Annotated in this window: 17 protein-coding genes; 6 read left to right on the top strand and 11 right to left on the bottom strand. The window is 63.3% G+C overall.

From position 1 onward, the window contains the following. Window positions 1–608, bottom strand: a 608-nt coding sequence (waaF, locus tag GTP69_RS29285; protein ID WP_371868192.1) for a lipopolysaccharide heptosyltransferase II, incomplete at its 3' end; no start/stop codon positions are given. Next, window positions 605–1,837: an O-antigen ligase family protein gene (locus tag GTP69_RS29280; protein WP_161058163.1), complete on the bottom strand. Its 1,233-nt coding sequence runs from the start codon at window positions 1,835–1,837 to the stop codon at window positions 605–607. The genes waaF and GTP69_RS29280, both read right to left, overlap by 4 nt. Window positions 1,838–1,889: 52 nt before the next feature. On the opposite strand from GTP69_RS29280, the gene GTP69_RS29275 reads away from it, so the two are divergent. Together GTP69_RS29275 and GTP69_RS29270 are read left to right on the top strand one after the other, a co-directional pair. Continuing rightward, window positions 1,890–2,702 (top strand): glycosyltransferase family 2 protein, encoded by an 813-nt coding sequence (locus tag GTP69_RS29275; RefSeq protein ID WP_161058162.1) that lies wholly within the window; start codon window positions 1,890–1,892, stop codon window positions 2,700–2,702. 73 nt (window positions 2,703–2,775) lie between these two features. Next, a complete protein-coding gene (locus GTP69_RS29270; RefSeq protein ID WP_161058161.1) occupies window positions 2,776–5,028 on the top strand; it encodes a glycosyltransferase family 9 protein in 2,253 nt (750 codons plus the stop codon). Window positions 5,029–5,039: 11 nt separating this feature from the next. On the opposite strand, the gene GTP69_RS29265 is transcribed toward GTP69_RS29270, so the two are convergent. Both GTP69_RS29265 and GTP69_RS29260 read right to left on the bottom strand, forming a co-directional pair. Further along, complete coding sequence (locus GTP69_RS29265; RefSeq protein ID WP_229261204.1) at window positions 5,040–5,654, bottom strand: response regulator transcription factor; 615 nt, start codon at window positions 5,652–5,654, stop codon at window positions 5,040–5,042. After that, complete coding sequence (locus GTP69_RS29260) at window positions 5,641–7,266, bottom strand: sensor histidine kinase (RefSeq protein ID WP_161058160.1); 1,626 nt, start codon at window positions 7,264–7,266, stop codon at window positions 5,641–5,643. Before GTP69_RS29260 ends, GTP69_RS29265 begins: the two co-directional genes overlap by 14 nt. A gap of 234 nt (window positions 7,267–7,500) precedes the next feature. Here GTP69_RS29260 and GTP69_RS29255 point away from each other — a divergent pair, with 234 nt between their 5' ends. Both GTP69_RS29255 and GTP69_RS29250 read left to right on the top strand, forming a co-directional pair. Next, entirely contained in the window at window positions 7,501–8,472 is a 972-nt protein-coding gene (locus tag GTP69_RS29255) for a VirK/YbjX family protein (protein WP_161058159.1), read from the top strand. 42 nt (window positions 8,473–8,514) lie between these two features. Then, entirely contained in the window at window positions 8,515–8,748 is a 234-nt protein-coding gene (locus tag GTP69_RS29250) for a DUF6139 family protein (RefSeq protein ID WP_161058158.1), read from the top strand. Here the strand turns inward: GTP69_RS29250 and dnaE are convergent, their stop codons facing one another. Next, the gene (gene dnaE / locus GTP69_RS29245) at window positions 8,749–12,291 is read right to left on the bottom strand and encodes a DNA polymerase III subunit alpha (protein ID WP_161058157.1); all 3,543 of its coding nucleotides are present in this window, start codon (window positions 12,289–12,291) and stop codon (window positions 8,749–8,751) included. It lies immediately after the preceding gene. Window positions 12,292–12,397: 106 nt separating this feature from the next. Here dnaE and GTP69_RS29240 point away from each other — a divergent pair, with 106 nt between their 5' ends. After that, entirely contained in the window at window positions 12,398–13,273 is an 876-nt protein-coding gene (locus GTP69_RS29240; RefSeq protein WP_161058156.1) for a sulfurtransferase, read from the top strand. Between the two features lie 44 nt (window positions 13,274–13,317). Here the strand turns inward: GTP69_RS29240 and GTP69_RS29235 are convergent, their stop codons facing one another. The 6 genes from GTP69_RS29235 to GTP69_RS31170 form a co-directional block, all read right to left on the bottom strand. Then, complete coding sequence (locus GTP69_RS29235; protein ID WP_161058155.1) at window positions 13,318–13,521, bottom strand: DUF6447 family protein; 204 nt, start codon at window positions 13,519–13,521, stop codon at window positions 13,318–13,320. Between the two features lie 7 nt (window positions 13,522–13,528). Then, window positions 13,529–14,881, bottom strand: a complete 1,353-nt coding sequence (locus tag GTP69_RS29230; RefSeq protein WP_161058154.1) for a TolC family outer membrane protein — start codon at window positions 14,879–14,881, stop codon at window positions 13,529–13,531. 2 nt (window positions 14,882–14,883) lie between these two features. Next, a complete protein-coding gene (locus GTP69_RS29225; RefSeq protein ID WP_161058153.1) occupies window positions 14,884–16,248 on the bottom strand; it encodes an HlyD family type I secretion periplasmic adaptor subunit in 1,365 nt (454 codons plus the stop codon). A gap of 2 nt (window positions 16,249–16,250) precedes the next feature. Beyond that, window positions 16,251–18,104: a type I secretion system permease/ATPase gene (locus GTP69_RS29220; protein WP_161058152.1), complete on the bottom strand. Its 1,854-nt coding sequence runs from the start codon at window positions 18,102–18,104 to the stop codon at window positions 16,251–16,253. 290 nt (window positions 18,105–18,394) lie between these two features. Beyond that, a complete protein-coding gene (locus tag GTP69_RS29215) occupies window positions 18,395–21,925 on the bottom strand; it encodes a beta strand repeat-containing protein (protein ID WP_161058151.1) in 3,531 nt (1,176 codons plus the stop codon). 353 nt (window positions 21,926–22,278) lie between these two features. Further along, entirely contained in the window at window positions 22,279–23,742 is a 1,464-nt protein-coding gene (locus GTP69_RS31170; RefSeq protein ID WP_202424622.1) for a FecR family protein, read from the bottom strand. A gap of 255 nt (window positions 23,743–23,997) precedes the next feature. Between GTP69_RS31170 and GTP69_RS29200 the strand changes: the two genes are divergently transcribed. Next, window positions 23,998–25,501 (top strand): CHASE2 domain-containing protein (locus GTP69_RS29200; protein ID WP_161058150.1); only part of this gene is annotated, 1,504 nt, incomplete at its 3' end.

Raw genomic sequence — 25,501 nt, 5'->3', positions numbered from 1 at the left:
TCTTGCTGCGCCGGCCAGCGCTTGGCGGCGCCGAATTCCGCGCCCGGCGCCAGCGCCACCAGCGGCCGCGCCGGATCGATGCCGAGCCGTTCGCACACGGCGGCGATTTGTGCATCACTCGCGGCCAGGCGCGGACGCGGCAAGACGGCGCGCAGGCCGGGGCCTTGCACCGTCACCGGCGGCTTGGCCAGCGCGGCATAGAACGGCACCATCGGCCGCGGCGGCACCTCGTCGTGGTGCATCACGTTGATCATGCCGTAGCGGCTCTCGCCCTTGTAGCCGACGCGTTTTTTAATCCCGGCCAGCCACGGAATCAATGCGTACTTGATGGTGTTGGGCAGGATGTAGGCATCCACGTAACCGCGCTTGCGCAGCAGGCGGGCAAACTGCCAGCGCTGCTTGAGCTGCAAGGCGCCGTGGCGGAACGGCGTTTCCAGCACCTCGTCCACCTCGGCCGTCTGGCGCCATACCGGCGACACCGCCGGCGGCGCCAGCACGTCGATCGGCCGTTCCGGGTGGGCGGCACGCAGCAGTTGCAGCAGCGGCTGCGCCATGACCGCATCGCCAATCCAGTTCGGCGAAATGATCAGGATGCGCGGCTGGCTCACGGTGCTTCCTCTTTGGCGTTCAGGCACAGGCCGGCCAGCAGGAACAGCATCATGGAATAGAACATGCAGCTGCGCACCGACCAGAAGATCACTTCGGTCAGGCCGAAGCTGAAATAGCTCAGCGTCAGCAGCATGCCGGCCAGCGCCGGCGCATTGCGGGCGCCGCCGCCGCGCTGCATCTGGCGCAGGAAGAACACGAACGGCACCACCAGCGTGGAACCCCAGACCAGCAGGCCGACCACGCCGCCGAACACCAGCGCCTGCAGGATATCGTTGTGGAAGTGTTCAAATTCCAGCACGTAAGGATGGGCGCGGTGCTGGGCCACCAATTCTTCCATCTCGCGGCGCACGGTGGGAATGCTGGCGCCCAGCAGCGGGCGGCGCTCGATCAGTTGCAGCGCGCTGCGCCACAGCTCGAAGCGGATGCCGATGTTGGTAAACGTCTCGCCGCCATTGAAATACTGGTGCACATCGTTGAAGCCCTGGTCGATGCGTTCGCGGGTGCCGGTCTGCGGGATGAAATACGTGCTGACCAATAACGCCAGCGCCAGCAGCGCCAGCAGCTTGCGCCAGCGGCCGCGCAACACGTGACCGTAGCGTCCTAACAACAATGCCGCCAGGACAATGGCGATCCAGCCGCCGCGGGTGCCGGTGGCCACCGAGCCGACCAGGCCGGCCAGCGCGCCGAGACCGGGCCAGATGGCGCTGCGGCCGGCGAAGTCCAGCGTGCCAGCCAGGCACATCAGGCCCATACAAAGCATGATGTCGCCAAAGGTGATCGAATTAATCAGGCCGCCCGGGCGGTCGATGCCCATGAACCAGCGCTGGTAGGCAATGAACACGGCGCCGGCCACGGCGCCGCCGATCAGGCCCCACCACAGCGCCTTACGGCTGGGACGGCAGGCCAGCATGGTCAGCATGACGGTGCTGGCGGCCAGCATGCGGAACGGTTTTTCCAGGTCGCGCAGGCGGCCATCGCCGCTCAGCAGGCTCCACAATATCGCCAGCAGCAATAGCGCGCCAAAGGCTATCAATACCCCGCGAATCTCAGTAAGATGGCGCACCAGCGCCGGCCAGCCCTGACGCCCGTAGACAATGGCGGTCAGCAGGAAGGCGAAGCTGCACAGGCCGACCCCGAAGTGGGTAATCAGCAGCAGGAATGGAAACAGAAAGATCAGGCTGTGGATAAAGACAGTGCTGGCGCGGGACTGGGCTGAGGTATTATTCATTCAAATTATCGATTATTGCAAAAAAGCAATCCGCTACAGCAAGTTGCCGACCATGTCACCCGTGCTTATTTCCATTGTTGTCACTACCTACAACCGCCCAGATGCGCTGACCGCCGTGGTTGAAGCGTGTTTTGCCCAGGACGACACGGGGTTTGAAATCATTATCGCTGATGACGGCTCGGGCCACAACACGCAACAAGCGGTGGCGGCGCTGCAAGCGCGCTCGCCGGTGCCGTTGCGCCATGTGTGGCAGGAGGACCAGGGCTTCCGCGCCGCCCGCGCGCGCAATCTCGGCACGCTGGACGCCAACGGCGAGTACATCATCTTCCTCGACGGCGACTGCGTGCCGCAGCGGAATTTTATCAGCCAGCACCGCAAACTGGCCCAGCCCGGCTATTTGGTGCAGGGCAGCCGCATTCTGCTCGATGAAACCGCCACCCGCCGCGTGCTGGGCCAGCATATCGACCTGGGCGTGCTGAGCACCGGCGACAAGCTGGCGTGGCGCCGCAGCGGCGCGCTCAACAAAGTGCTGCCCTTGCTGATGACCTTGCCCGACATCGGCCGCACCAGCCAGCGCTTCACCTGGCGCCGCATCAAAAGCTGCAACCTGGCGGTGTGGCGCAGCGACCTGGACATCGTCAACGGTTTTGATGAAACCTTTCTCGGCTGGGGTTACGAGGACTCCGACCTGGTGCTGCGCCTGTTCAACGCCGGCGTGATGCGCAAGGACGGCGCCTATGCCACCGAGGTGTTCCACCTGTGGCACCGCGAAAACGTGCGCGACCACGTCGACAGCAACCGCGCCACCGTCATGCAGCGCGCGCGCGCGCGCACCGTGCAGGCCACCAAAGGGCTGCGGGCATGAGCCCGGTCGCAGCCGCCTTCGCCACTGTTATACTTGCATTTTCCTCACCCCCCTCTTGCCGACTGACGCGCCAATGACCAACGCCAGTAACGCGCCGCTACTGATTGAAAGCGGCAGCCCCTCTTCTTCCTTCCTGCTATTCGCGCTGCCGGCGCTGGCGCTGACCAGCAAAGATGGGCTGGGCCTGGTACAGGCGGTGATCCTGCTGATTTTCCTGCGCCACCTGCGCCCGGTGAGCCGCAGCTACCTGCAGCACTGGGGCGAATTGTCGGGCGTGACGCTGGCGTTCTTGTTTTACTTCCTGGTGTCCTGGGTGCGCATGCTGGCCGACCACCAGCCGCTGCGCATGCTCGACGGCCCGGCGCGCCTGCTGATCGGCCTGAGCTGCATCGGCGTGATGTACTACCTGCGTCCACGCATCCGCTACTTCTGGCTCGGGCTGTGCGTCACCACGCTGCTGGCGGCCGCCATGGCGGCCTGGCAGGTGTTCAGCGGCGCCGAGGAGCGCGCGCTCGGCTTCACCCATCACGCCGTCACCTTCGGCGACCTGGCGCTGGTGTCGGGCCTGATGGCGGCCTGCGGCCTGTCCGCCTTCCGCGATCCGCGCCTGCAGCGGGTCGACTGGCTGCCGGCCGCCGCACTGCTGGGCGGCATGCTGGCTTCGGTGCTGTCGGCCTCGCGCGGCGGTTGGCTGGCGCTGCCGCTGGTGGCGATCCCGCTGCTGACCTATGGCCGCCGCCTGTACGGCTGGCGCCTGCTGCGCATGTGCGCCGTCACGCTGGGCCTGCTGGCGCTGGCCTTCGCCCTGCCCGCCACCGGCATGGCGCAGCGCGTCGGCCTGGTGCTGCACGAAGCGCAGCAATACTTCATCACCGGCGACGTCTCGAACTCGGTCGGCGTGCGGCTGGAACTGGGCCGCGCCTCGCTGATGATGTTCGCCGACCATCCATGGCTGGGCGTCGGCCGCGACAACTTCGACGCCGCGCTGGCGGCGCTGGCGGCAGCCGGCCGCCTGCAGCCGCTGCCACCGATGGCCTATGTCAACAGCCAGAACGACTTGCTGTTCTGCCTGTCCACCGGCGGCCTGCTCGACGCCGGGCTGCTGCTGATGATGTACATCGCGCCGCTGCGCTACTTCATGGGCGAGCTGCGCCGTCCCGACCTGGGCCAGCACAGCCTGGCGCTGGCCGGGGTGGTACTGGTGGCCGCCTTCGTCGGCTTCGGCCTGACCGACGTGATGTTCTGGCTGATGATGCCGAAGGTGTTCTACGTCATGATGTTGTGCAGCCTGATCGGCATGTGCCTGGCGGTACGCTACAGCGCGCCGACGCCGCGCCGCATCCTCATCACGCGCACCGACAACATCGGCGACGTGGTGCTGACGCTGCCGCTGGCCGGCTACCTGAAGCAGCTGTATCCGCAGGCCGAGATCGTTTTCCTGTGCCGCCTGTACGCGGCCGCCGTGGTGGCGCAATGCCGCCATGTGGACCGCGTGCTGACGGTCGAGGAGCTGGGCCGCGACGTCGCCAGGAGCCTCAAGCAGACCGGCTGCGACACCGTGCTGTTTACCTACCCGCGGCGCGAGCTGGCCTACGCCGCGCGCCGCGCCGGCATCGGCCGCCGGGTCGGCAGCACGCGCCGGGTCTATCACTGGCTCACCTGCAACCGCCTGGTCAACATGACCGGGCCGCTGGGGGCGCGCCTGCACGAGGCCCAGCTGAGCTTCAAGCTGCTGCTGCCGCTGGGCATCGACTATGTGCCGCCGCGCGAGGACGTGTGGAAACTGTACGGTCTGACGCCGTCGCGCCACCGCGACGCCGATGCCGTGCTGGCCGGCCCCGGCCTCAAGCTGATCTTGCATCCAAAATCGAACGGCAACGGCCGCGAATGGCCGTTGGAGCACTTCACCACGCTGGCGCGCATGCTGGGCGACGACCCGCAGGTGCGGGTGCTGGTGACCGGCAGCCCGGCTGAAGGTCAGCTGCTGGCCGAGCAGGCGCCGGAACTGCTGGCGCTGCCGAATGTGGAAAACCTGTGCGGCAAGCTGGACCTGGCCGGCTTTACCGCGCTGATCGGTGGCTGCGACGGCCTGGTGGCCAGTGGCACCGGCCCGCTGCACCTGGCGGCGGCGCTGGGGCGGCCGGTGGTCGGCCTGTTCCCGCCGATCAAGCCGATCGACCCGGTGCGCTGGGCCGCGCTGGGACCGCGCGCCACCAACCTGGCGGCCGAGCAGGGCTGCGGCCAGTGCGCCGATCCGGCCCAGTGCAGCTGCATGCGCGCCATCACGCCGCAACATGTGCTGGACGTGATCCGCAGCTGGCGCTAGCAGCGGAAGTTTTAGTCGCCCTGGTCGAGCATGCTGATGCGGACCAGGTCGGCCACATTGTCGACTCCCAGCTTGCTCATCAGGCGCGCCTTGTGGACTTCCACCGTGCGCACGCTGATGCCCAGCTCCGGGCCGATATCGCGGTTGTGCCGTCCCACCACCACCAGTTGCATCACCTCGCGCTCGCGCGGCGTCAGCTCGCTCAGCAGGCTGACGCTGCGGCTGCGCCGTTGCTGTTCGCTCTGGTTGGTGCGGGCGCGCGACAGGGCTTCGTCGATGGCGCCGATCAGCTTGGCGTCGTCAAGCGGTTTTTCGAGGAAGTCGACGGCGTCGGCCTTGAACGCCATGCGCGCCGTGCTGACGTCGCCATGGCCGCTCATGATCACCACCGGCATGGTGCAGCCGCGCGCGATCAGCTCCCGTTGCAAACTCAGCCCGTCCATGCCGGACATGCGGATATCGATCAGCAATGCGCCGCTCCAGGCCGGCTGCCAGCCTTGCAGGAAGGCTTCCGCGCTGCCGAACACAGCGGTGCGATAGCCGCGCACGCCCAGCAGCAAGCCCAGCGCATCGCGCACGGCCGGGTCGTCATCGACAATGAATACGGTTAAATCATGCTGCAACATAGTTCTCCTGACCTTCCACTTCGGGGCGCGCCAGCGGCAGCGCCATCCTGAATATACCGTGATCGCCCACTTCGGCCCAAAGCGAGCCGCCGTGCGCTTCCATGATGGCCCGGCTCAGCACCAGGCCCAGTCCAAGGCCGGTGGCCTTGGACGAGACAAACGGTTCAAACAAGCGCGCCAGCAATGCCGCCGACACGCCCTTGCCACTATCTTCCACCGACAGCTGCAAACAGCTGCCCTTGCCATGCTTTTTGCTGTCCAGCAGCTGCGCCGAGACGGTGATGCGGCGGCCGTTTTCGGGCCGCTCCTGCACCGCGTCCAGCGCGTTGGCCAGCAGGTTGCGCAGCACCAGCTCGATCTGCAAACGGTCGGCCAGCATCGCCAGCGTCGGCATATCCTCGACCTGCAACACCACGCCGTGCTGGCGCAGCTGGGTAAAGAACTGCTGGCTGACCGACGACACCAGCTGGCCGGCGTCGACCGGCTCCAGCTTCATGGCGCCGGTGCGGAAGAAATCGCGCAGCCGCCGCACCACTTCCGCCGCCCGGCCCGACTCGGCGATCATGCGCTGCACCGCACTTTTCAGCATCTCGCCGCCCTGCCCGCCCTCGTTGCGCTCGATCAGGAATTCGCAGGCCTTGCCGTAGGCGCTGAGCGCCGTCAGCGGCTGGTTCAGTTCGTGCGCCAGCGCGGCGGCCATCTCGCCGGCCGCCGCCAGCCGCAGCGACTGCTTCAAATCGTTCGACACCTGGCGCAGCTCATCGACCACGATGCCCAGCGAAAAACCGACCAGCGCCAGCATCGCATCGAGCATCTGCAATTCCGGCACCTCGATGTTGACCGCATTATTCCACTTGACCAGGCCGCCGATGCCCAGCTGCAGCACAAACACCATCAGCGCCGTGCCGTACAGGCCCTGGCGCGAAGCGGCCCAGATCACCGGCAGGAACAGGAAGTAGAAATGCTTGAACTCCGAGGTCTCGATGGTGCCAAACACCAGGTACAGCACGCAGATCGCCAGCGCCAGGTAGCCCAGCGTCTCGTAGTGCCACACCGTCTGGCGCAGCCGCTGGCGGCCGTCGGTGCTGGACAGCATCCAGATCAGCGGCATCGACACCAGCACGCCCACCATGTCGCCGATGCCGAAACGCAGCACCACCGCCACCCACTCGCCCGGCGGAATCAGCCCGGCCAAGGATAGCAGCGACATATAGACCACATCGTTGAGCAGCGTACCGACCACCACAATCAGCACCCACTGGAACAGCCGGTGCCGGCTGTCGAACACGCCGCTGCTGCCGAAGGTGCGCTTGAGCGCCACGCCCAGCAGGCCATAACCGATGGTCAGCCATAGCGACAGCAGCAGCGACAGCGGCAAGCCGGCCGGCATGCCGCGCACCAGCCACTCGCCCGCCAGCAGCGCGATAAACCACGGCAGCGCCGCGCGCCAGCCATAGCGCAGCCAGAACACCAGGCCCAGCGCCGGGTCCGGATTCCAGGGCGTGATATTCAGGCCATACAGCGGATCGATGTACGTGGCCCAATCGAATAGCACGTATAAGCCGATAAAGGCGGGAAATAGCAGGTGGCGGGAAGGGGATGGCGCGGTCATACCGGGTAATTTGTATCGCAATGTATCATTATGCATTGCTATAGTGCATCTTGTTCTTGCATTTTACAACTAGGGGCAACCCTTATGTCTTAGGCATCGCATCTATACAACAGCTCGTTTATCCAGAGCGCAATTATTAAGGGAAATTCGTAGTTCTTTACCCGAATTTACATTGCGTTACATGCCAACTACTATCGCGACTTGCCCACAAGGCCCCTTTTGGAAGAGTTGACGATGCAGTCCATTACCATCCGCTCCGGCGCGGCAGGCTTTACCGGCTTGAAACAGTTGCGCGAGACCCTCAAACTGTCGCTGCGCGCCCGACTGCACCGCCACGCTACCTTCGGCTGGCTGGAACTGCTGAACTCGCATCCAATGTTTGCCGAACTGGTCAAGGCGCGTCCGCGCCTGATCTACAAAATCTACCGCCCTTACCTGAGCAACACCATGGACGCCGGCCAGCGTCTGGCGCTGCTGCGCAGCCATTACCGCCACATCTTCCGCCACGGCATGGGTCCACTGACGGTGCAGGCGGCGCGCCAAGCGGTGGTACTGGCGACGATCGAGGGCAAGAGTGGCCTGGCCTATCAGGTGCAGTTGCGCGCCATCGAGCCGATGGAACGCGAAGGCGAACTGGTGCTGCAGCTGGTGCAGGGCGGCGACCTGGTCTACAGCGCGGCGTTTTCCTTCTTCGATAGTGGCCGGGACGGCATGGCGCTGGGCATCGGCTGCATGCAGGGACCGAAGGGCGAACACGGCCTGCAACTGATCAAGGACGCCACGCGTGAGCTGCATGGCCTGCGGCCGAAGAATCTGATGGTCAAGCTGCTGAGCCAGATCGCCCACGACCACGATTGCGCCGAACTGCGCCTGGTCGGCAACGCCAACCGCGCAGTGTGCGGCGCCACCCGCCAGGGCAAGGTACATGCGGATTACGATGCGCTGTGGCAAGAACTGGGCGCCGTGGTGCGCAGCGATGGCGACTACGCGCTGGCCAGCGAAGCGATCTGCGCGCCGGACCTGGCGGCGATTGCATCGAAGAAACGTTCGGAAGCGCGCAAGCGGCATGAGACGCTGTGCGAACTGGCGCAGGCGGTGGCGGTCAGCCTGCACGCGCCGCGCATTGAGGCGGTGCAGCAGCTGGCGCCGGCGGCGCCGGTTTTCCTGCCTATGGTAGAGGAAGCGGAGAAGTACGCCCTGGCTTGATGAAATCCGCTACCATGGGCTTTTCGTCAGAGGAGAGTCACCATGCGTGTGGACATTTATAGCCGCGAAGAAGCACAAGGCAAGCATACTTATCTGGCCGTGCCAGAGGGTAAGCCAATTCCGGAAGAAGCCACCAACACCGACTGGCATGCCGAAGCGCAACGCGTGGAAATCGACGACGGCCAGGACACGCTGCCCAAATACCATATCGACCAGCCCCTGGCGCAGATCGGCGCCAAGGGTTACGCCATCACCGGCGTCAGCCAGCAGTTTTAATCAATACTCGACCGCAACTTCTTTGGCGCCCAGCACTTGCTGGAGCGCCAGTTGCAGCTCATCCGACGGCGCCACGCGCCATCCTTCGCCTAGCTGCAACACGCAGCTGACGCCCTGCGGCTGGATGCGCGCCGAAATCGGCAAGCCATCGGTCTGGCGATACGGCGCCAGCACTTCCGCCACCTTCTTCGCATCGACCGAGACCGGCAACGCCATGCTCAGCTGCTTGCCGTGCTTGACGCGCGACGAGATGATGTCGAACACCTTCTCCGCCGATATCCGCAAGCCGCCGTTGAAGCGGTCCTCCGACACCTTGCCGATCACCGCCAGGAATTCATCTTCCTTGAACATGTGCTTGTGTTCCTCGAACACCTCGGCATACACGGTCACTTCCACCACCGCGCTCTTGTCGTCCAGCGTGACGATCAGCAGCTTGCCGCGCTGCGTCATCTGCGGACGGATGCCGGTGATGACGCCGCACAGCATGCGCGGATCGCGTGACGGTTCCAGGTCGGCCAGCTTGGTGCGCGAGAAGCGCCGCGCTTCCGGCGCGAACGAATCGAACATGTGGCCGGACAGGTAGAAGCCCAGCGCCATCTTTTCCTCGGCCAGCCGCTGGCGGTCGGTGAAGGGCGTGGCCTTGACGTAATCCGGCGGCGGTTCGAGGTCGCTGTCGTCGCCACCAAACAGGCTGACCTGGTTGGCCGACTTGGCCTGCTGGTCGGCATATTCCATCGCGAAGCTGACCGAGGCCAGCAGCACGGCGCGGTCGACGCCCAGGCAGTCGAAGGCACCGGCGCGGATCAGCGATTCGATGGTGCGGCGGTTGATCTGCTTCTTGTCGACGCGCTTGCAGAAATCGAACAGGCTGGTGAACGGACCGTCGGCATTGCGCGCGGCGATGATCGCCTCGATCGCGTTCTGTCCCGCGCCCTTGCAGGCGCCCAGGCCGTAGCGGATCTGCGTGACCTTCTTGCCGGTGACCGACGGCGCCGGGCCGTCCGGCATGAAACGGAAGTCGGACTTGTTGATGTCCGGCGGCAGGATGGTCAGGCCGCAGATGTCGATCGAATCCTCGACCAGGATCTTGACCTTCTCGGTGTCCTCCATCGCCAGCGACATATTGGCTGCCATGAAGGCGGCCGGATGGTGCGCTTTCAGGTAGGCCGTGTGATACGACAGCAGCGCGTAGGCGGCGGCGTGCGATTTATTGAAGCCGTAGCCGGCGAACTTCTCCATCAAGTCGAAGATCTCGTCGGCCTTTTGCGTGGTCAGGCCATCCTTGGCGGCGCCGGCGCGGAAGATCTCGCGGTGCTCAGCCATCTCCTCGGCTTTTTTCTTACCCATCGCGCGGCGCAGCATGTCGGCGCCGCCCAGCGAGTAGCCGCCGACGATCTGCGCCATCTGCATCACCTGCTCCTGGTACACCATGATGCCGTAGGTTTCGGACAGAATCGATTCGGTGCGCGGATCGGGATAATCGAATTTTTCGCCGTGCTTGCGCTTGCAGAAGTCCGGGATCAGGTCCATCGGACCCGGACGGTACAGCGCCACCAGCGCGATAATGTCCTCGAAGCGGTCAGGACGCGCATCCTTCAGCATGCCCTGCATGCCGCGCGACTCCAGCTGGAATACCGCGACCGTCTTGGCCTTGGTCAGCAGATCGTACGATGGACGGTCGTTGAGCGGCAGCTTGGACAGATCGAACTCGGATTCCTCCGGGTCGAGCGCCTTGATGTAGCGCACCGCGCGGTCGAGAATGGTCAGGGTCGTCAGACCCAAAAAGTCGAACTTCACCAGGCCGACCGCTTCAACGTCGTCCTTGTCGTACTGCGACACCACGCCGCCGTCGCCGCCCTGCGTGTACAGCGGGCAGAAATCGGTCAGCTTGCCCGGCGCGATCAGCACGCCACCGGCGTGCATGCCAATGTTACGGGTGATGCCTTCGACCTGTTGCGCCAGGTCCAGCAGCTGCGCCACTTCTTCCTCGTTCTGCTGGCGCTCCTTCAGCATCGGCTCTTCCTCGATCGCCTCGGCAATCGACACCGGCTTGCCCGGCTTGAACGGAATCAGCTTGGAGACGCCGTCGCAGAAGTTGTAGCCGAAGTCCATCACGCGGCCGACGTCGCGGATCGCGCCCTTGGCCGCCATGGTACCGAAGGTGGCGATCTGCGACACCGCATCGCGGCCGTACAGATCTTTCACGTGCTGGATCACCAGCTCGCGCTTTTCCTGGCAGAAGTCAATATCGAAGTCGGGCATCGAAACCCGCTCAGGGTTCAGGAAACGCTCGAACAGCAGGTTGTACTTCAGCGGGTCCAGATCGGTAATCTTCAGCGCATACGCCACCAGCGAACCGGCGCCCGAACCCCGGCCGGGACCGATCGGCACATCGTTGTTCTTGCCCCACTGAATAAACTCGGCCACGATCAGGAAGTAGCCGGGAAACTTCATGTTGATGATGGTGTTGTTCTCGAACTCCAGCCGTTCCTCGTAGCGCTGGCGGTTGGCCTCGCGCTTGACCGGGTCTGGATACAGCTGCTCCAGCCGCTCTTCCAGGCCCTTCTTGGTTTCGGCGCGCAGGAAATCGTCGATGGTCATGCCCGGCGTCGGGAAGTTCGGCAACTGCGGCTTGCCCAGGGTCAGCGTCAGATTGCAGCGCTTGGCGATTTCCACCGAGTTCTGCAAGGCGGCCGGCAGGTCATGGAACAGCTGCGCCATCTCGGCCTGCGTCAGGAAGCGCATCTGCTCATTGAACTTGCGCACGCGCTTGGCGTTGGCCAGCATCTCGCCCTCGGCGATACAGATACGCGCCTCGTGGGCGATGTACTCGTCCTTGCTGACGAACTGCACCGGATGGGTCGCCACCACCGGCAGGCCCAGCTTGGACGCCAGCGCCACCGAATGGCGCACCTGCATCTCCTGGTTGGCCTGGCCGGCACGCTGGATCTCGATGTAGAAATGGCCGGGGAACAGCGCAGCCCACTTCTGCGCATTGGCTTCGGCCAGCGCCGGGTTGCCGTTTTCGATGGCGGTGCCGATGTCGCCGAAATGGGCGCCGGACAGCACGATCAGGCCGTTGGCCGGACTATCGTCAGGCAGCAGCGCATAGGTCTTGGAGGTCAGTTCCTGCAGCCACTCGGTGCGGATCTCGGCGCGGCCCTTGTATTGGTTGGTCAGCCAGGCTTGCGACAGCAGCTCGCACAGCTGCAGATAGCCCATGCGGTTCTTGGCCAGCAGCATCAGGCGCGATGGCTTTTCGCGGTTGTCGTCATTGGTGATCCAGACATCGACGCCGACCACCGGCTTGATGCCCTTGCCGCGCGCCGCCTTGTAGAACTTGACCATGCCGAACATATTGGCCAGGTCGGTCACGGCGAGCGCGCCCTGCTTGTCCTTGACGGCCTGCTTGATCAGGTCGTCGATTCGCACCAGCCCGTCAACGATGGAATACTCCGAATGGACGCGCAAATGGACAAAAGACGGTCCCACCGGCGCCACGGCACTGCCGGCTACTGCTTGTTCATTTGCTACCATATTCATATACGACTCAAGGCTGGTTCAATAACCCCCTATTTTACCGCAGCGGCCGGATCCGCAGAGCCGGATGGGCGTATAATGTCGCCTTTCCCTTTTTTCCTCCACCATCATGCAAGCTAATACTGCTTTACAAGCTGAAGCGCATGCTGGCGCTGCCCAGCACGTCAACATCGCCGCCTACAAATTCATCACCTTCGACGACACCGAGGCGATGCGCCCGCAGTACCAGGACATCTGCACCCGCCTGGACCTGAAAGGCACCATCCTGTTGACGCCGGAAGGGATCAATATGTTCCTGTCCGGCCCGCGCGGCAATATTGACGAGTTCCTGGCGTGGGTCCGCAGCGACACCCGCTTCGCCGACCTGGAAGTCAAGGAAAGCCTGTCGGCCGAACAGTCGCACAAGCGCATGCTGGTCAAGATCAAAAAAGAAATCATCACCATGCGCATGCCGCTGATCAAGCCAGAGGACGGCCGCGCACCGTTCGTCGAAGCGCACACGCTCAAGCGCTGGCTGGACAACGGCGTCGACGACAACGGCAAGCCGGTGGTGATGGTCGATACCCGCAACGATTTCGAGGTGGACGTCGGCACCTTCGACAACACGGTCGACTACCGCATCAAGAAGTTCACCGAATTCCCGGACCTGATTGCCGCCCACAAGGACGATTTTGCCGGCAAGACCGTGGTCACCTTCTGCACCGGCGGCATCCGCTGCGAAAAAGCCGCGATCCAGATGCAGAACATCGGCTACGACAACGTCTACCAGCTGGAAGGCGGCATCCTCAAGTATTTCGAGGAAGTCGGCGGCGCCCACTACAGCGGCGACTGCTTCGTGTTCGACTACCGCACCGCGCTCAACCCGCAGCTGCAACCGACCGAAACCGTGCAATGCTTCGTCTGCCGCGCCGTGGTCACCCCGCGCCAGCAACTGGCGCCGGAATACGTCTACGAGAAATCCTGCCCGGCCTGCTACGGCAAATAGGCTGGCGCCACGCAAAAAAAACCTCGCTGCGGCGAGGTTTTTTCTTATTGCTTCAAACGCGGCACCAGTTGCTGCAAGGCAGCCTGGTAGGCGTTGCGTGCGGTCTGGTAGACCGCCAGTTTGGCGTTCAGCTCGGTGATCTGCGCTTCGACGAATTGCAGGCTGGTCACCTGCTCCCTGGCTTCGTCGCCCAGTTCGCTGAGCTTGTAGGTGATGCCGTCGACAGTGACTTCTATTTCGTCGTCCATGCTGTCCTTACCGGAAATAGGCGGCCATTTCGCGCACATCGTTTTCACCCAGCGTCCCCACCGAAGCGTGCATGCGCAGCGAGGTCAGCAGGTAATTGAAACGCGCCTGCGCCAGGTCGCGCTTGGCCGCATACAACTGCTGCTTGGCGTTCAGGGCGTCCAGGTTGATGCGCACACCGCCCTTGATGCTCTGTTCGGTGGCCACGATCAAGGTTTCCGACGACGCCACCGATTTCATCAGCGCATCCACCCGCTTCACGCTGCTGGCCATCACGCTGTAATCCTTGCGCAACTCCAGCACGATCTTGTCGATCTGCGCCTGTAAGTCTTGCTTGGCCTTCTCGCGCGAAGCCACCGCCTGGCGTGCCGAGGCCGACACCTGGCCGCCGGAATACAGCGGGATGTTAACCTGGAAGCCGATGCTGCGGATCTTCTGGTCTTCCTGGAAGGTCGTGATCGAATCCGAGGAAGTCTTGCCGTAGGTGCCGACGATGTCCACGCGCGGCGCATGGCCGGCGTACTGCTTGAGCACTTCCTGTTCGGCGATCTCAACGCCGTACTGCAGCGTCTTGATGTCCGGGTTGGTATCGATGGCGACTTTTTTCCAGTAATCGAAAGGCTGGCCGTCCGACGGACGGACGCGGAAGTCCGGCATCAGCTGCTGTACCTCGCCAACCTCGCCGCCGATCACCGTGCCCAGCGTCTCGCGCGATACGGTCAGACTATCCTGCGCCTCCAGCAGCACGGCGTCCGCCACGTCCAGGCGCGCCTGGGTTTCCAGCATATCGGTCTTGGTGCCCTCGCCTTTTTCGAACAGGCGGTCGTTGACCTTGCGCTGCTCGGCGTACAGTTCGCGCTCGACCTGGGACAGGGCCAGCAGTTCCTGCTTGTACAGCACATCCAGATAGGCGCTGACCACGCGGTAAATCACTTCCTGCTGCTGGCTCTCGAACAGGGCCTGGCCGTATTTGGTCTGGGCCTTGCCCTGCTTGTAACGCGCCCAGCCATCCAGATTGAATAACGACTGGCGCAGCTGCAAGGTGGCGGAACGCGAAATGAAGTCGCGCGGCACCGTCAAGCCATTGCTGGCAAAACTGCGATCGGTGATCGTATCGCGGTTCTGGCTGCCGCTCCAGCTGCCGCTCAGGTTGGGCAGCAGGTTGGACAGGCCCAGTTTGGCATTTTCCTTGGAGCCTTCATTGGCATAGAAAGCCGCGCGGTAGGTCGGGTCGTTTTGCAGCGCCATTTGATAGGCCTGCACCAGCGTCACCGCCTGCGCACCCTGGCTAGTCAGCGAGAGCGCGGCGCCCATGAGCGCCACGCCCGCCAACAGGCGCGGGCGAAGTTTCAGGGTGGCCATGCTCAATCCTCCGTCATCGAGGTTTTGGCGCGGTCAAACACCGGTTTCATCAAGTAATTCATCATGGTGCGCTCGCCCGTCTTGATGAACAGCTCCGCCGGCATGCCCGGCTGGATATCCAGCTTCTTGGCGGCGATCAGCTTGCTGCCTTCCGGCGACACGCGGGCGCGCACCTTGTAGTAAGGCTGGCCGGTGCGCTCTTCCACCGAACGGTCGGCCGAGACCTGGATCACCGTGCCAGGGATATGCGGCGTGCGGTTGGAGTTGAAGGCCGAGAAAATCAGTTCGGCCGGCATGCCGACCCGCACTTTGTCGATCAGATTGACCGGCAATTCGCCTTCCACCACCAGCGCATCCTCGGACGGCACGATTTCCATCATCTTGGCGCCGGCGCCGACCACGCCGCCACGGGTGAACACATTCGAACCGACCACCGTGCCATCCACCGGCGAGCGGACTTCCACATTGGCGACATCAAATTTCTGCGCGCTCAGGCGGCCGTCCAGCGCATCGCCTTCCTTCTGCGTATCCGACAGCAGGGTGCGCACTTCTTTTTGATAGTCCTGCAGACGCTGCGTCTTGCGCGCCTGCAGCTCGGCGATCTGGCGCTGGGCGCGGCCGATATTGCCGACGTCCTCGGCGACCGCGCCGTTGACCTGCGAATAATTACGTTCCAGTTCCAGCAGGCGGTTGCGCGCCAGATAGCCTTCCTTGGCCAGTTCGCGCGAGTTGTCCAGCTGTTCCTTGAACGTGCTCAGCTGATCCTTCTTGTTGTCGCGCGACTGTTCCAGGCCGGTGATCTGCAGCTTCAGGCCGGCGATGTTTTCATCGGCCCCGGCCAGTTCGCTTTGCAGCGAGCCCTGGCGCGCTTGCAACAGCTTGTTCTGCAGAGTCATGGCTTCGACGACTTCCGGCGTGTTCTGGTATTCCTTCAGGGAGGCCGGCGTACTGACGACATGCTGCCCGGCCAGTTCCGCCAGCAGGCGGGCTTCCGCAGCGCGCGCGCTAACGAACTGGACCTGCGTGATGTCCAGCGCGGATTTCACCTGTACATTGTTCATGCGCACCAGCACCTGGCCCTTTTTCACCACATCGCCATCCTTGACCAGGATGTCCTGCACGATACCGGTCTGCAGGTATTGCACCGCCTTGCGGTTGGACTCCTTGACCACCGTGCCGCTCATCGGCACACCCTTGTCGAGCGGCGCGAAGGTGGCCCAGGCAACAAAGCCGAGGAAGCCGACCAGCACGATGGCCCAGCCCACCCGGGCGTATTGGCGCGAGTCGGTCTCGACGTCGAAGGAGGTCACGTCGTGGGTGATGACGTCGGTAGCGACGACTTCTTTTGAATTAACGATATTTGCCATGATTATTCCTCTTTTGCCGCAGCGGCCTGTGCTTGCGCCTGAGCGGCGAGCGCGGCCTGGGCCAGTTCCTGCGCCTTGGCGTCGGCATGCGCTTGGGCCTGGGCTTGCGCCTGTGCTTGCTGGGCAGCCTGCTGCTGCGCCATTTGTTGGGCTTGCATAGCCTGTTTCTGGTTCGCTTCGTTCAGCGCGGCCAGCACCTGGTTGGTTTCGCCGAACGCGGCCACCACGCCATCGCGCAAAATCAACAGCTTGTTCGTGACGGCAATCGCATTGGTACGGTGGGTAATCAGCACGATGGTTTTGCCGCGTGCGCGCAGGTCGGCTACCGCCTGCACCAGCGCCTGTTCGCCCACATCATCCAGGTTGGAATTCGGTTCGTCCAGCACGATCACGGCCGGGTCGCCGTACATGGCGCGCGCCAGGCCCAGACGCTGACGCTGGCCACCGGACAGGCCGGCGCCGCCGTCGCCCAGCGGGGTGTCGTAACCCTTGGGCAGGTGCAAAATCATGTCGTGGACGCCGGCGCGCTTGGCCGCCAACACCACTTTTTCCGCATCGATGTCGCCAAAGCGGGCGATGTTTTCGCTCACCGTGCCGGCGAACAGTTCGATATCCTGCGGCAGATAGCCCAGATTCGGCCCCAGTTCAGCCTTGTTCCACTGGTAAATGTCGGCGCCATCCAGACGCACCTTGCCCATGGCCGCCGGCCAGATGCCGACCAGCAGGCGGGCCAGCGTCGACTTGCCGGAGCCGCTCGGCCCCACCACGCCCAGCACGTCGCCGGACTGGATCGCAAACGATACATTTTTCAATACCGCCACCTGCGCGCCTGGTGGCGCGGCAGTCACGCTTTCCACGGCCACGTTGCCGTTCGGTTTAGGCAATTCCATGCCGGCGTCGCGCTGGGGATTATTTTCCAGCAGCTTGGTCAGGCGCTCGTAGGCGCTACGGGTATTGGCAAACGACTTCCATACGGCGATCACCTGCTGTACTGGCGCCAGCGCGCGGCCGACCAGGATCGACGCCGCAATCATCATGCCGGCGGTAATCTTGTTTTCCAGGACCAGCAGCGCGCCAAAACCGAGCACCAGGGATTGCAGCGATACCTGCACGAACTTGGTGACGGCGCCGACCAGGCCGGCTTTTTCACTGGCTTCCGCCTGCAGGCGCAGGAACAGGCCATGCACCTTGAACCAGCGGTTCATCAGGTTGGGCAGCATGCCCATCGACTCGATCACTTCGGCATTGCGCAGATTGTTGGTGGCCAGGGTGGTGGCGACAATCGAGGTATTGTTGGCTTCAGCCAGCGGCTTGTGCGAGACGCGCTCATTGACGTAAGCCAGGATCACCAGCAGCACCGTGCCGCACAGCGCGAACAGGCCCAGCGAAGGCTCGAACACAAAGATGACGATCAGGTAGACCGGGAACCATGGCGCGTCGAAAAAGGCGAACAGCGCGCTGCCGGTCAGGAACTGGCGCACATTGGTCAGATCCTGCAAGGCCTGGCCGGCGTTGCCGCCGCTGCGGCGCAGGTTTTGTTCGAAGGCGGCGGTGTAGACGCGCTTGTTCAGCGCCATGTCGAACCGGGCGCCGACGCGGATCAGCACGTAGCTGCGGATCAGCTCCAGCGCGCCCATCATCAGGTAACCGCCCAGCATCATCAGGGTCAGCATCATCAGCGTCAGCTCGTTGCGGCTGGCCAGCACGCGGTCGTACACCTGCAACATGTACAACGAAGGCACCAGCATCAGCAGGTTGCTGATTGCGCTGAACGTACCGACCGTGACAAAAGTCGATTTGAACGTCCGCAGAACCTCTGCGATCTCATTCTTGGAATTGGATAGTGTAGTTTTCATAATGTGCTTGAGCGATACGGGATAACTGCTACGCCGACGGATGCCGCAGGCCTTCGTTATTGGGAAAAGCGTAGACAGCTTATAGAACGAGGAGATTATCGCGCAAAAACACTAAAAAATGTGACCTGTATCACATTTTTTACACTTTAGTGTCGTAGGGAACAACAAGGCAAGCGCTATTTTGCGCTTATTGCCGCGCGGCGGGGAACCGTGCGAGAAATAAAAAGCCAGGCACGAGGCCTGGCTTTTGTGCAGGAGGAAGGAGCCCCTTCCTCCGGGCAGCTGGACGATTAGGCCAGGGTTACGATACCAGCGCTAGCGCCGGTGCCGAAGGCGGTGGTCGAACCAGCGTGGTAGCCAACCAGAACGATCGACTCGAAAATGTGAACGCCACCAGCACCGGTGGTGCCGTTGTCGTAAGTCACAACGGTGTCAGCGCCAGCTGCGCCGTAGGCGAAGATGCCGTTGGCCGCATCGTAGGTACCGGAAGCGAACACAACGTGACCATTAACGCCTGCCAGGTTGGTTGCCGACAGATCGGCAGCAGCGATGGTCAGGCCAGCGATGCTGCTCAGGTCGATCTTGGTGCCAGCGGTAACGCCTTTGATCACGTCGAAGGTTGCGGTCAGTTCGCTGGTCGCGGTGTTCAGCGTAGCGTTGACACCCGAATCGTTCAGGTTCTGAACGATGGTCGAGGTGTTGCCGCTGATGGTGATCGAGTCGGCACCTGCGCCGCCAGTGATCTTGTCAGCACCGCCACCGCCAACGATAACGTCTTTGCCCGAACCGCCAACGATGGTGTCGTTGCCAGTGCCGCCGGTCAGGGTGCTAGCTACCGTTGCGCTACCGGTGATGCTGTTGGTGCCCTTGATTTCGGTGATGGTGACAGCTTTGGTCGACAGGTGAGCATCGATCACGTCACCGCCGTTAGCCGAACCCTTGATGGTGGCTGCAGTGGTCAGAACGCCGGTGGTGAAGGTGATGCCGGTGTTGGCAGCGCCCGAACCAGCAACGGTCAGAGCCGAAGCGTCGAACGAGGTCAGCGCGGTCGAAGCGGCAACCACGGTGGTGTGGGCGGTGCCCGCCACGGTGATGGCTTTAACGTCGCTGCCGAGGATGCTCAGCGAGTGTGCCACGGTGCCAGCTGGGCTGCTCGACGAGTCGGTCGAGGTAACGTTGATGGTTTCAACGTTAGCTGCGGTAACCGAACCGAAAGCGGTGCCGGTGCTAGCCGATACACGCACGTTCAGCACGTCAGCGGTGCCAGCCAGCGCGCCGGTCAAGCCAGCGTTGTAAGCAGTACCAGCGCTGGTCAGGGCCAGGGTCGCGCCCGAGGTCAGACCGGTGATGGCCAGACCACCACCGGTTGCGCCGCCGGTGGTAACGTAGTTGAAGTTGCCCAGTGCGTCAGCAGCGATGGTGCTGCCAGCAACTGGTGCCGTGATGGCCAGACGGTTGAAGCCAGTGAAAGCTGCGCCGAACTGCGCTACGCCCGAAGCGTTGACTGCATCGCTGCCAGCCATTTGCAGGGTGTTGTTACCTGCGCCGCCGTTGATTGCTGCACCGTTCAGGGTGGTCACGATGACGGTGTCGTCGCCGGCGCCGAAGGTGATGTTTTTGGTTGCAGCAGCAGCCACGGTCACGATGTTGTTACCAGCGGTGAACGAACCGGTTTCAGCGGCGTTCAGCGCCACGGTCACGCCAGCGGTGTTGCTGGAGGTGAAGGCGGTAGCAGCAGCCAGGGTCGAGCCGGTCAGATCCAGCGCTTTGTCGCCTGCAACGCTCACGGCTTTAACAGCGGCGCCGTTCACGTTCAGAGCCGATTTGGCGCCGCTCGAGGTGATGTTCAGGGTTTGAACTTTCGAGTCAACCAAGGAGCCCGAAACGCCGTTCACAGCCAGCGCCAGGGTGGTGGCTTTGGTGGTGGCCAGGTTGTCGGTCACGGTCACGGTGCCGGCGCCGCCAGTCAGCGACAGGTTGGTCAGCGCGCTGGTGTTGATGGTTGCGCCGTTGTAGTTGCTCAGGGTTACCGAAGCGATGGTGTTGACTTTGGTGCCATCGGTGTTGGCCGAGTTCACGTCGCTGATGGTGACAGCACCGTCAGCGATACCGCCAACAGCGGTCACGGCAGCAACAGCAGCGGCACCTTGGGTGGTCAGTGCGGTTGGGGTGGCACCACTACCGGTCGAAGTCGCGCCAACGTCAACGTTAGCCACGTTGGTAGCAGCGGTGGTGCTGGTGAACACGCTGGTGGTAGCGGTACTGCCAGCGGTAACGGTCCAGCCCGAAACCGGGGAGGTGATGCTCAGGCCAGTAACGCTGCCGCCATTTGCAACGGTAGCAACCTGCGTAGCGGTGAAGGTACCGGAACCGTCGGAGGTAACGGTCAGGCCGCCAATAGTCTGCGAACCAACAGCGGCGGTGCCGAAGCCTTGCCAGGTCACAACAGCCGATTCGGTCACAGCAGCAGCGCCCGAGTTACCAGCAACAGCGGCAACAGCAGCGGTCTGGTTCACGGTGACTGCGGTGGTAGCAGCGCCGCCGTTAACAACGATGTTGCCACCGGTTGCGGTGAAAGCGGTACCTGCAACGCCGGTGCCGGTGGTCGAGGTAGCAGCAGCGATGTTTTGGGTCACGTTGACGGTGGTGCCGCCAGTGACGGTGATGGTGCTGCCGGTGACGTTGGCCGAACCGGTGTTCGCATCCGCAACGGTCACAGCGATTGCGCCAGCAGTAGCTGCGGTGCCGATGTTCACAGCGCCGCCGGTGGTTACGCCAGCAACGTTAGCGGTGATCGACGAACCGCCTTTTACCGACACGGTGTTGCCAGCGGTGCTCAGTACGTTGGTCTGAATCGCGGTGGTCGCAGCGGCGGCCAGGGTTTCAGCGCCGGTAGCCGATACGGAAACCTTGGCCACGCCAGCGATGGCCGAAGTGTCCAGGGTGACAGCGGTTTGCGACTGAACGTTCAGGTTCTGAATGTTCTTGATGGTCACGCCAGCCAGTACATCGGTGGTGCCGCTGGTGTTGAAGTCGTTGATGCTCAGGGTGTTGACACCGGTGCCGCCGTCGATCGAGTCGAACGCGGTCAGGGTTGGGTCGGTGCCGCCCAGGCTAGCGGTGATGTTGTCGTTGGCCGAAGTGCCGACGAAGGTATCGGTGCTGGTGGTCAGGACGGTATTGACGATGACGACTGGGATCAGGCCGGTGACGGTGTTAGCCACGTTGGTCTGGTAAGCGGTCAGGTTGGTGCTGGCGTCAACGCCGTGTACCAGTTCGCGGCCAGCTGCAGCAGCGGTGTCGCCTGCGTACGAGTTGATTTTAGGGATGGTGTCCAGTGCATCGGTGAAGTTGCCAGCGATAGCAACTTTGTTGTTGATGGCGATCTGGTCTTGCGCGCCCAGGGTGGTGCCCGAGGTGTTGGCGGCAGCTGCGGCGGAGATTGCCAGAGCAGCGTTAGCCTTGCTCAGTTCACCGCTGGCGATAGCGTTGATCCAGAACTGGCCGCCTTCGTTGTCGGCGTCACGGTTCAGAACGTTGTTGTAGATCGCGTTGACGAACTTCGAAATGCTCAGGATGTCGGTGCCGGTGCCGTACAGGGCAACCGCTTCTGGCGAGCTGCTGAAGCTGTTGATCAGTTGGCCCAGTGGCGAAGTGGCCGATGCAGCTTGTGCAGCCGAATTCAGGCTTGCCACGTCGGTCGGCGCGCCAACCGCTACCAGTTGAGCTTCGAAGTTCTGCAGACCATAGTAGTCAGCAGGACGACCAAAATAGGAGACATACAGTTGTTGTACTACTGCTGCGTAATCAGCTGCCGCCATGATGATAATTCCTTAAAAAGATTTTGGTTTAAACCAGAAATTCCGCTGTTCAGCACATACTTCGCGCATGAATTGAACTTTATTTGCAGAAGGTGGGAGTATATTGCCACACAGAGAAACTAATGTTGTGACGGGCGTCACAAATCATTTTCTTTTCGTCGAAAGTTGCAACAATTTGTAAATGAACTGCTGAATATCTATGCAAATACGTAAATATTCACCAATTATCACACCTGCCTGGACAACAATTCCCATCCGGCGCTCTTTATATCATAAGCGGCGTCACAAAACAAAAAAGGCAATACTGTCGTAACAATATTGCCTTTCGTGCCGCAGTGCGCCAGCCTTGCCGGTCAGCGCCCCCAAGTGGTGGCGCCATTCACCATCACGCCCAGGGTTTTATACTGGAAGATATAAGCGGCTTCTGCGGCATTGGCGCCGCCCAGGTAGCCGCGGATTTTCGAATCCGACAGCGTCGTGTTGACCATTTCGCCCAGCTTGGTCACGGTGCCGTTGATGGTCACCGGCACCCGCAGACCATCGCCCACCACGGTCAGGCCGGTATTAAAGGTCTTGGTGCTGAAATTCACATCGAGGTGAGCATCCTGCACTGCCGCCTGCACGGCGTCGGCGCCGGTCCGTTGCAGAATGGCGTCGCTGCTGGCCAGCACGAACGAGGCCGTACCTTCGCGCGGCGCCACGTAGGCGGTGTCCTTCAGCCGGGCAATCTGATAGACGCCGACAAAATTCTGTGCGCTATAGGCGCCGCTATCGAGCTTGGCCTGCACCGCCGCATCGGCGATGCCGCCAGCGATGTCCTGATAGCGCCCCCACACCACTTCCTTGCGGTCCGGGGTGGTCACCGGCGGGGTCACCGGGGTCACTGGCGGGGTCACCGGCGTGGTCACCGGCGGGTCCGGCGTGACCACTACCGGTGGTTGCGGCGTGATCACCGGCGGGTCCGGCGTCACCACCGGCGGCGGCGACTGCTCGACCACCGGCGGTGGCGCCACCACGACCGGCGGCGCCACCGCCGGTGGCGGATTGGTCTGCTGGCCCAGCGCCCGGCTGTTATTCAGCACGGTGGTGGTTTTCTGCGCATCCAGGCTGACGTCAGTAACACCACTGCCGCCCACCTTGCCTACCGGCTCGTCCGGACGCGCCGGCGTGCCCTGATCGGCCGGCGACATCGCCGGACTGCGCAGCAATTGCGGCATATTCTGGCCGCGCTGCACCTGCAGCATCAGGCCTGCCTGGCCGGCAAACAGTTCGCGACTGGCGCCGCCCTCGCACGGGCCGCCGCCCTCGGGGCCGCAAGCGCCGCTGAAGCCGCTGACCACCACCCCGCCCGACACCACGGTAACGCGCGATGTCTGCTGGTCGGTATAGACCACGAAATCGGTGCCGCGCACGCCGATGGCCGCCACCGGCGTGTTGAAGCGGAAATTCTGACGCGCCTGCTTGACGCCAACGCCGGAAATACTGCGCGCCACGCCCTGCAGCAACTCCAGCTTGACGCGGGTGTTGGCCGGGTTGGCGTTGTCGATGTGGTAGGCGACGATGCGCGCCTTACTATTCGGGCGCAACACCAGAAAGCCCTGGTCCACGGTCTTTATATAGATGTAGCCGTCGGCGCCGGTGGCCAGTTCATCGCCCTCCTGCACCGCCACATCCAGGACGGCCGGACGCGCGGCCAGTTTGGCGTCGCCGGCAACAAACACCACCGTGCCGGCCTGCCCCGCCCAGGCAGCCGGCGCCAGCAAGGCGAAGGCCGCCAGCAGTCCGCCGGCCCAGATGGATTTGAAATGCGTGTACATAGAATAGTTTCTCCCTCAGCCTGCATTTTCCGCTATCCTCGGTCAAAGTATGTGACTAGTGTCACATTCTTTCAATTGGATACAAATTGAGCGACGGTCGCGCCACAGCTGCGGCAAACAGCGTAATCGGGATATTAAAAATATAAGCAACTCTATTCCTCATAGAAACAAAACGCTATACTTGCCCCATTTTATTCCGACCCGACCCATTTCCGGCCGCACTGGCGCCCGGTCTGTTGATAAGAAGCACGGCACTTGCGCATTCCCTTTTCATCTATCGCTACCGCGCGCGGCTGTATCCTGCTGGCGGCGCTGCTCATCACTGCCTGGGGGCAGTGGTACGGCGGCAACGTGCAACGCATCGACAACTGGCTGCGCGACCGCTCGCTGTCGCTGCACGCCAGCCATCAGCCGGAAACCCGCGTGCTGCTGGTCGATATCGACGAGGCCAGCCTGGCGCGCTATCCCTGGCCGTGGAGCCGTGGCCGCATCGCGGAAATGGTGGAGTTGCTGATGATGGGTGGCGCGCGCGGCGTGGCGCTCGACATCCTGCAGGAAAAACCGGCCGACGCCGCAGGCGACGCGCGCATGGCCATGCTGGCACGCCACGCGCCGCTGGTGCTGGCTCAGTTGTTCGACTTCGGCCAGCGCGACGAGGCGCTGCGCGGCGGCGTGCTGGCCGGCGGCCTGCCCGGACGGGACGGCGTGCCGGCCACCGGCTACCTGGCCAATCACGCCGGCCTGGCGCACTCGGCCCACTTCGGCGCCATCGGCGTCACCCCCGATACGGATGGCGTGCTGCGCCGGGTGCCCATGTACAGCCAGTACCAGGGGCAGCAATACCCCACCTTGTCGCGCGCGCTGCTCGATTGCTGCGGCGACGGCGCCAGGCTGGCGCTGCGCGAGTATGGCGCGGTGCGCATTCCCTACCGCCGCGCCTGGGAAGCCTACAGCGTGGCGCGCGCCGCCGACCTGCTCGACCAGCGCGTGCCGGCCGACCTGATCGCCAACCGGCTGGTGCTGATCGGTTCATCCGCGCTCAGCATCGGCGACCGCGTGGCCACGCCGCTGGGCGCGCTCAGCGCCGGCCTGATGGTGCATGCCTCGATGCTGAGCGGCCTGCTCGACGAGCAGGCCGGGCTGGCGCCCGCGCCCTGGCCCGGACAAGCGATCGCCATGGCCTATTGCCTGCTGCTGACCTTGCTGGCCGGGTGGATGCTGCCGCGCCGCACGGCCGCCGCCAACATCGGCGTGCTGCTGGGCGGCGCCCTGCTGTGGCTGCCGCTGGCCCACGGCCTGGTGCCGCACGACGACCGCTTCAGCCCGGCGACGCCGCTGCTGTCCCTGCTGTTCCTGCTGGTGGTGGCCGTGCCGTTCCACTGGCAGCTGGCGCAACAGCGCTCGCGGCGCCTGCTCGACACCCTGCGCCAGTACGTGGCCGGCGAGGTGGTGGACGAATTACTGCGCAGTAATCTGCAAGACCCGCTGGCGCCGCGCCGCTGCGAAGTCACCACCCTGATTGCCGATATGGAAGGTTACACCAGCCATGTCGCCGCCCTGCCGGTCGAGCAGGCGGCGCAACTGACCACCAGCTTCCTCGATTGCCTGACCCGTCCGGCGCTTGCGCTGGGCGGCACACTGGACAAGTACACCGGCGACGGCATGGTCTGTTTCTGGGGCGCGCCGCTGCCCAACGCCGACCACGCCGACCTGGCGCTGGACGCCGCGCGCGCCATGCTGGGGGCGGTGGCCGAACTGA

Origin of the sequence: Duganella levis, from assembly GCF_009857605.1 — a bacterium.
Lineage (GTDB): Bacteria > Pseudomonadota > Gammaproteobacteria > Burkholderiales > Burkholderiaceae_D > Rugamonas > Rugamonas levis.
This window is presented reverse-complemented; position numbering and strand designations above follow the sequence as displayed.

Bases quoted from the DNA above. Each gene is read 5' to 3' on its own strand.
- GTP69_RS29280 (WP_161058163.1), bottom strand. From the start codon at position 1,837: ATGAATAATACCTCAGCCCAGTCCCGCGCCAGCACTGTCTTTATCCAC.
- GTP69_RS29275 (WP_161058162.1), top strand. From the start codon at position 1,890: ATGTCACCCGTGCTTATTTCCATTGTTGTCACTACCTACAACCGCCCA.
- GTP69_RS29270 (WP_161058161.1), top strand. From the start codon at position 2,776: ATGACCAACGCCAGTAACGCGCCGCTACTGATTGAAAGCGGCAGCCCC.
- GTP69_RS29265 (WP_229261204.1), bottom strand. From the start codon at position 5,654: ATGTTGCAGCATGATTTAACCGTATTCATTGTCGATGACGACCCGGCC.
- GTP69_RS29260 (WP_161058160.1), bottom strand. From the start codon at position 7,266: ATGACCGCGCCATCCCCTTCCCGCCACCTGCTATTTCCCGCCTTTATC.
- GTP69_RS29255 (WP_161058159.1), top strand. From the start codon at position 7,501: ATGCAGTCCATTACCATCCGCTCCGGCGCGGCAGGCTTTACCGGCTTG.
- GTP69_RS29250 (WP_161058158.1), top strand. From the start codon at position 8,515: ATGCGTGTGGACATTTATAGCCGCGAAGAAGCACAAGGCAAGCATACT.
- dnaE (WP_161058157.1), bottom strand. From the start codon at position 12,291: ATGAATATGGTAGCAAATGAACAAGCAGTAGCCGGCAGTGCCGTGGCG.
- GTP69_RS29240 (WP_161058156.1), top strand. From the start codon at position 12,398: ATGCAAGCTAATACTGCTTTACAAGCTGAAGCGCATGCTGGCGCTGCC.
- GTP69_RS29235 (WP_161058155.1), bottom strand. From the start codon at position 13,521: ATGGACGACGAAATAGAAGTCACTGTCGACGGCATCACCTACAAGCTC.
- GTP69_RS29230 (WP_161058154.1), bottom strand. From the start codon at position 14,881: ATGGCCACCCTGAAACTTCGCCCGCGCCTGTTGGCGGGCGTGGCGCTC.
- GTP69_RS29225 (WP_161058153.1), bottom strand. From the start codon at position 16,248: ATGGCAAATATCGTTAATTCAAAAGAAGTCGTCGCTACCGACGTCATC.
- GTP69_RS29220 (WP_161058152.1), bottom strand. From the start codon at position 18,104: ATGAAAACTACACTATCCAATTCCAAGAATGAGATCGCAGAGGTTCTG.
- GTP69_RS29215 (WP_161058151.1), bottom strand. From the start codon at position 21,925: ATGGCGGCAGCTGATTACGCAGCAGTAGTACAACAACTGTATGTCTCC.
- GTP69_RS31170 (WP_202424622.1), bottom strand. From the start codon at position 23,742: ATGTACACGCATTTCAAATCCATCTGGGCCGGCGGACTGCTGGCGGCC.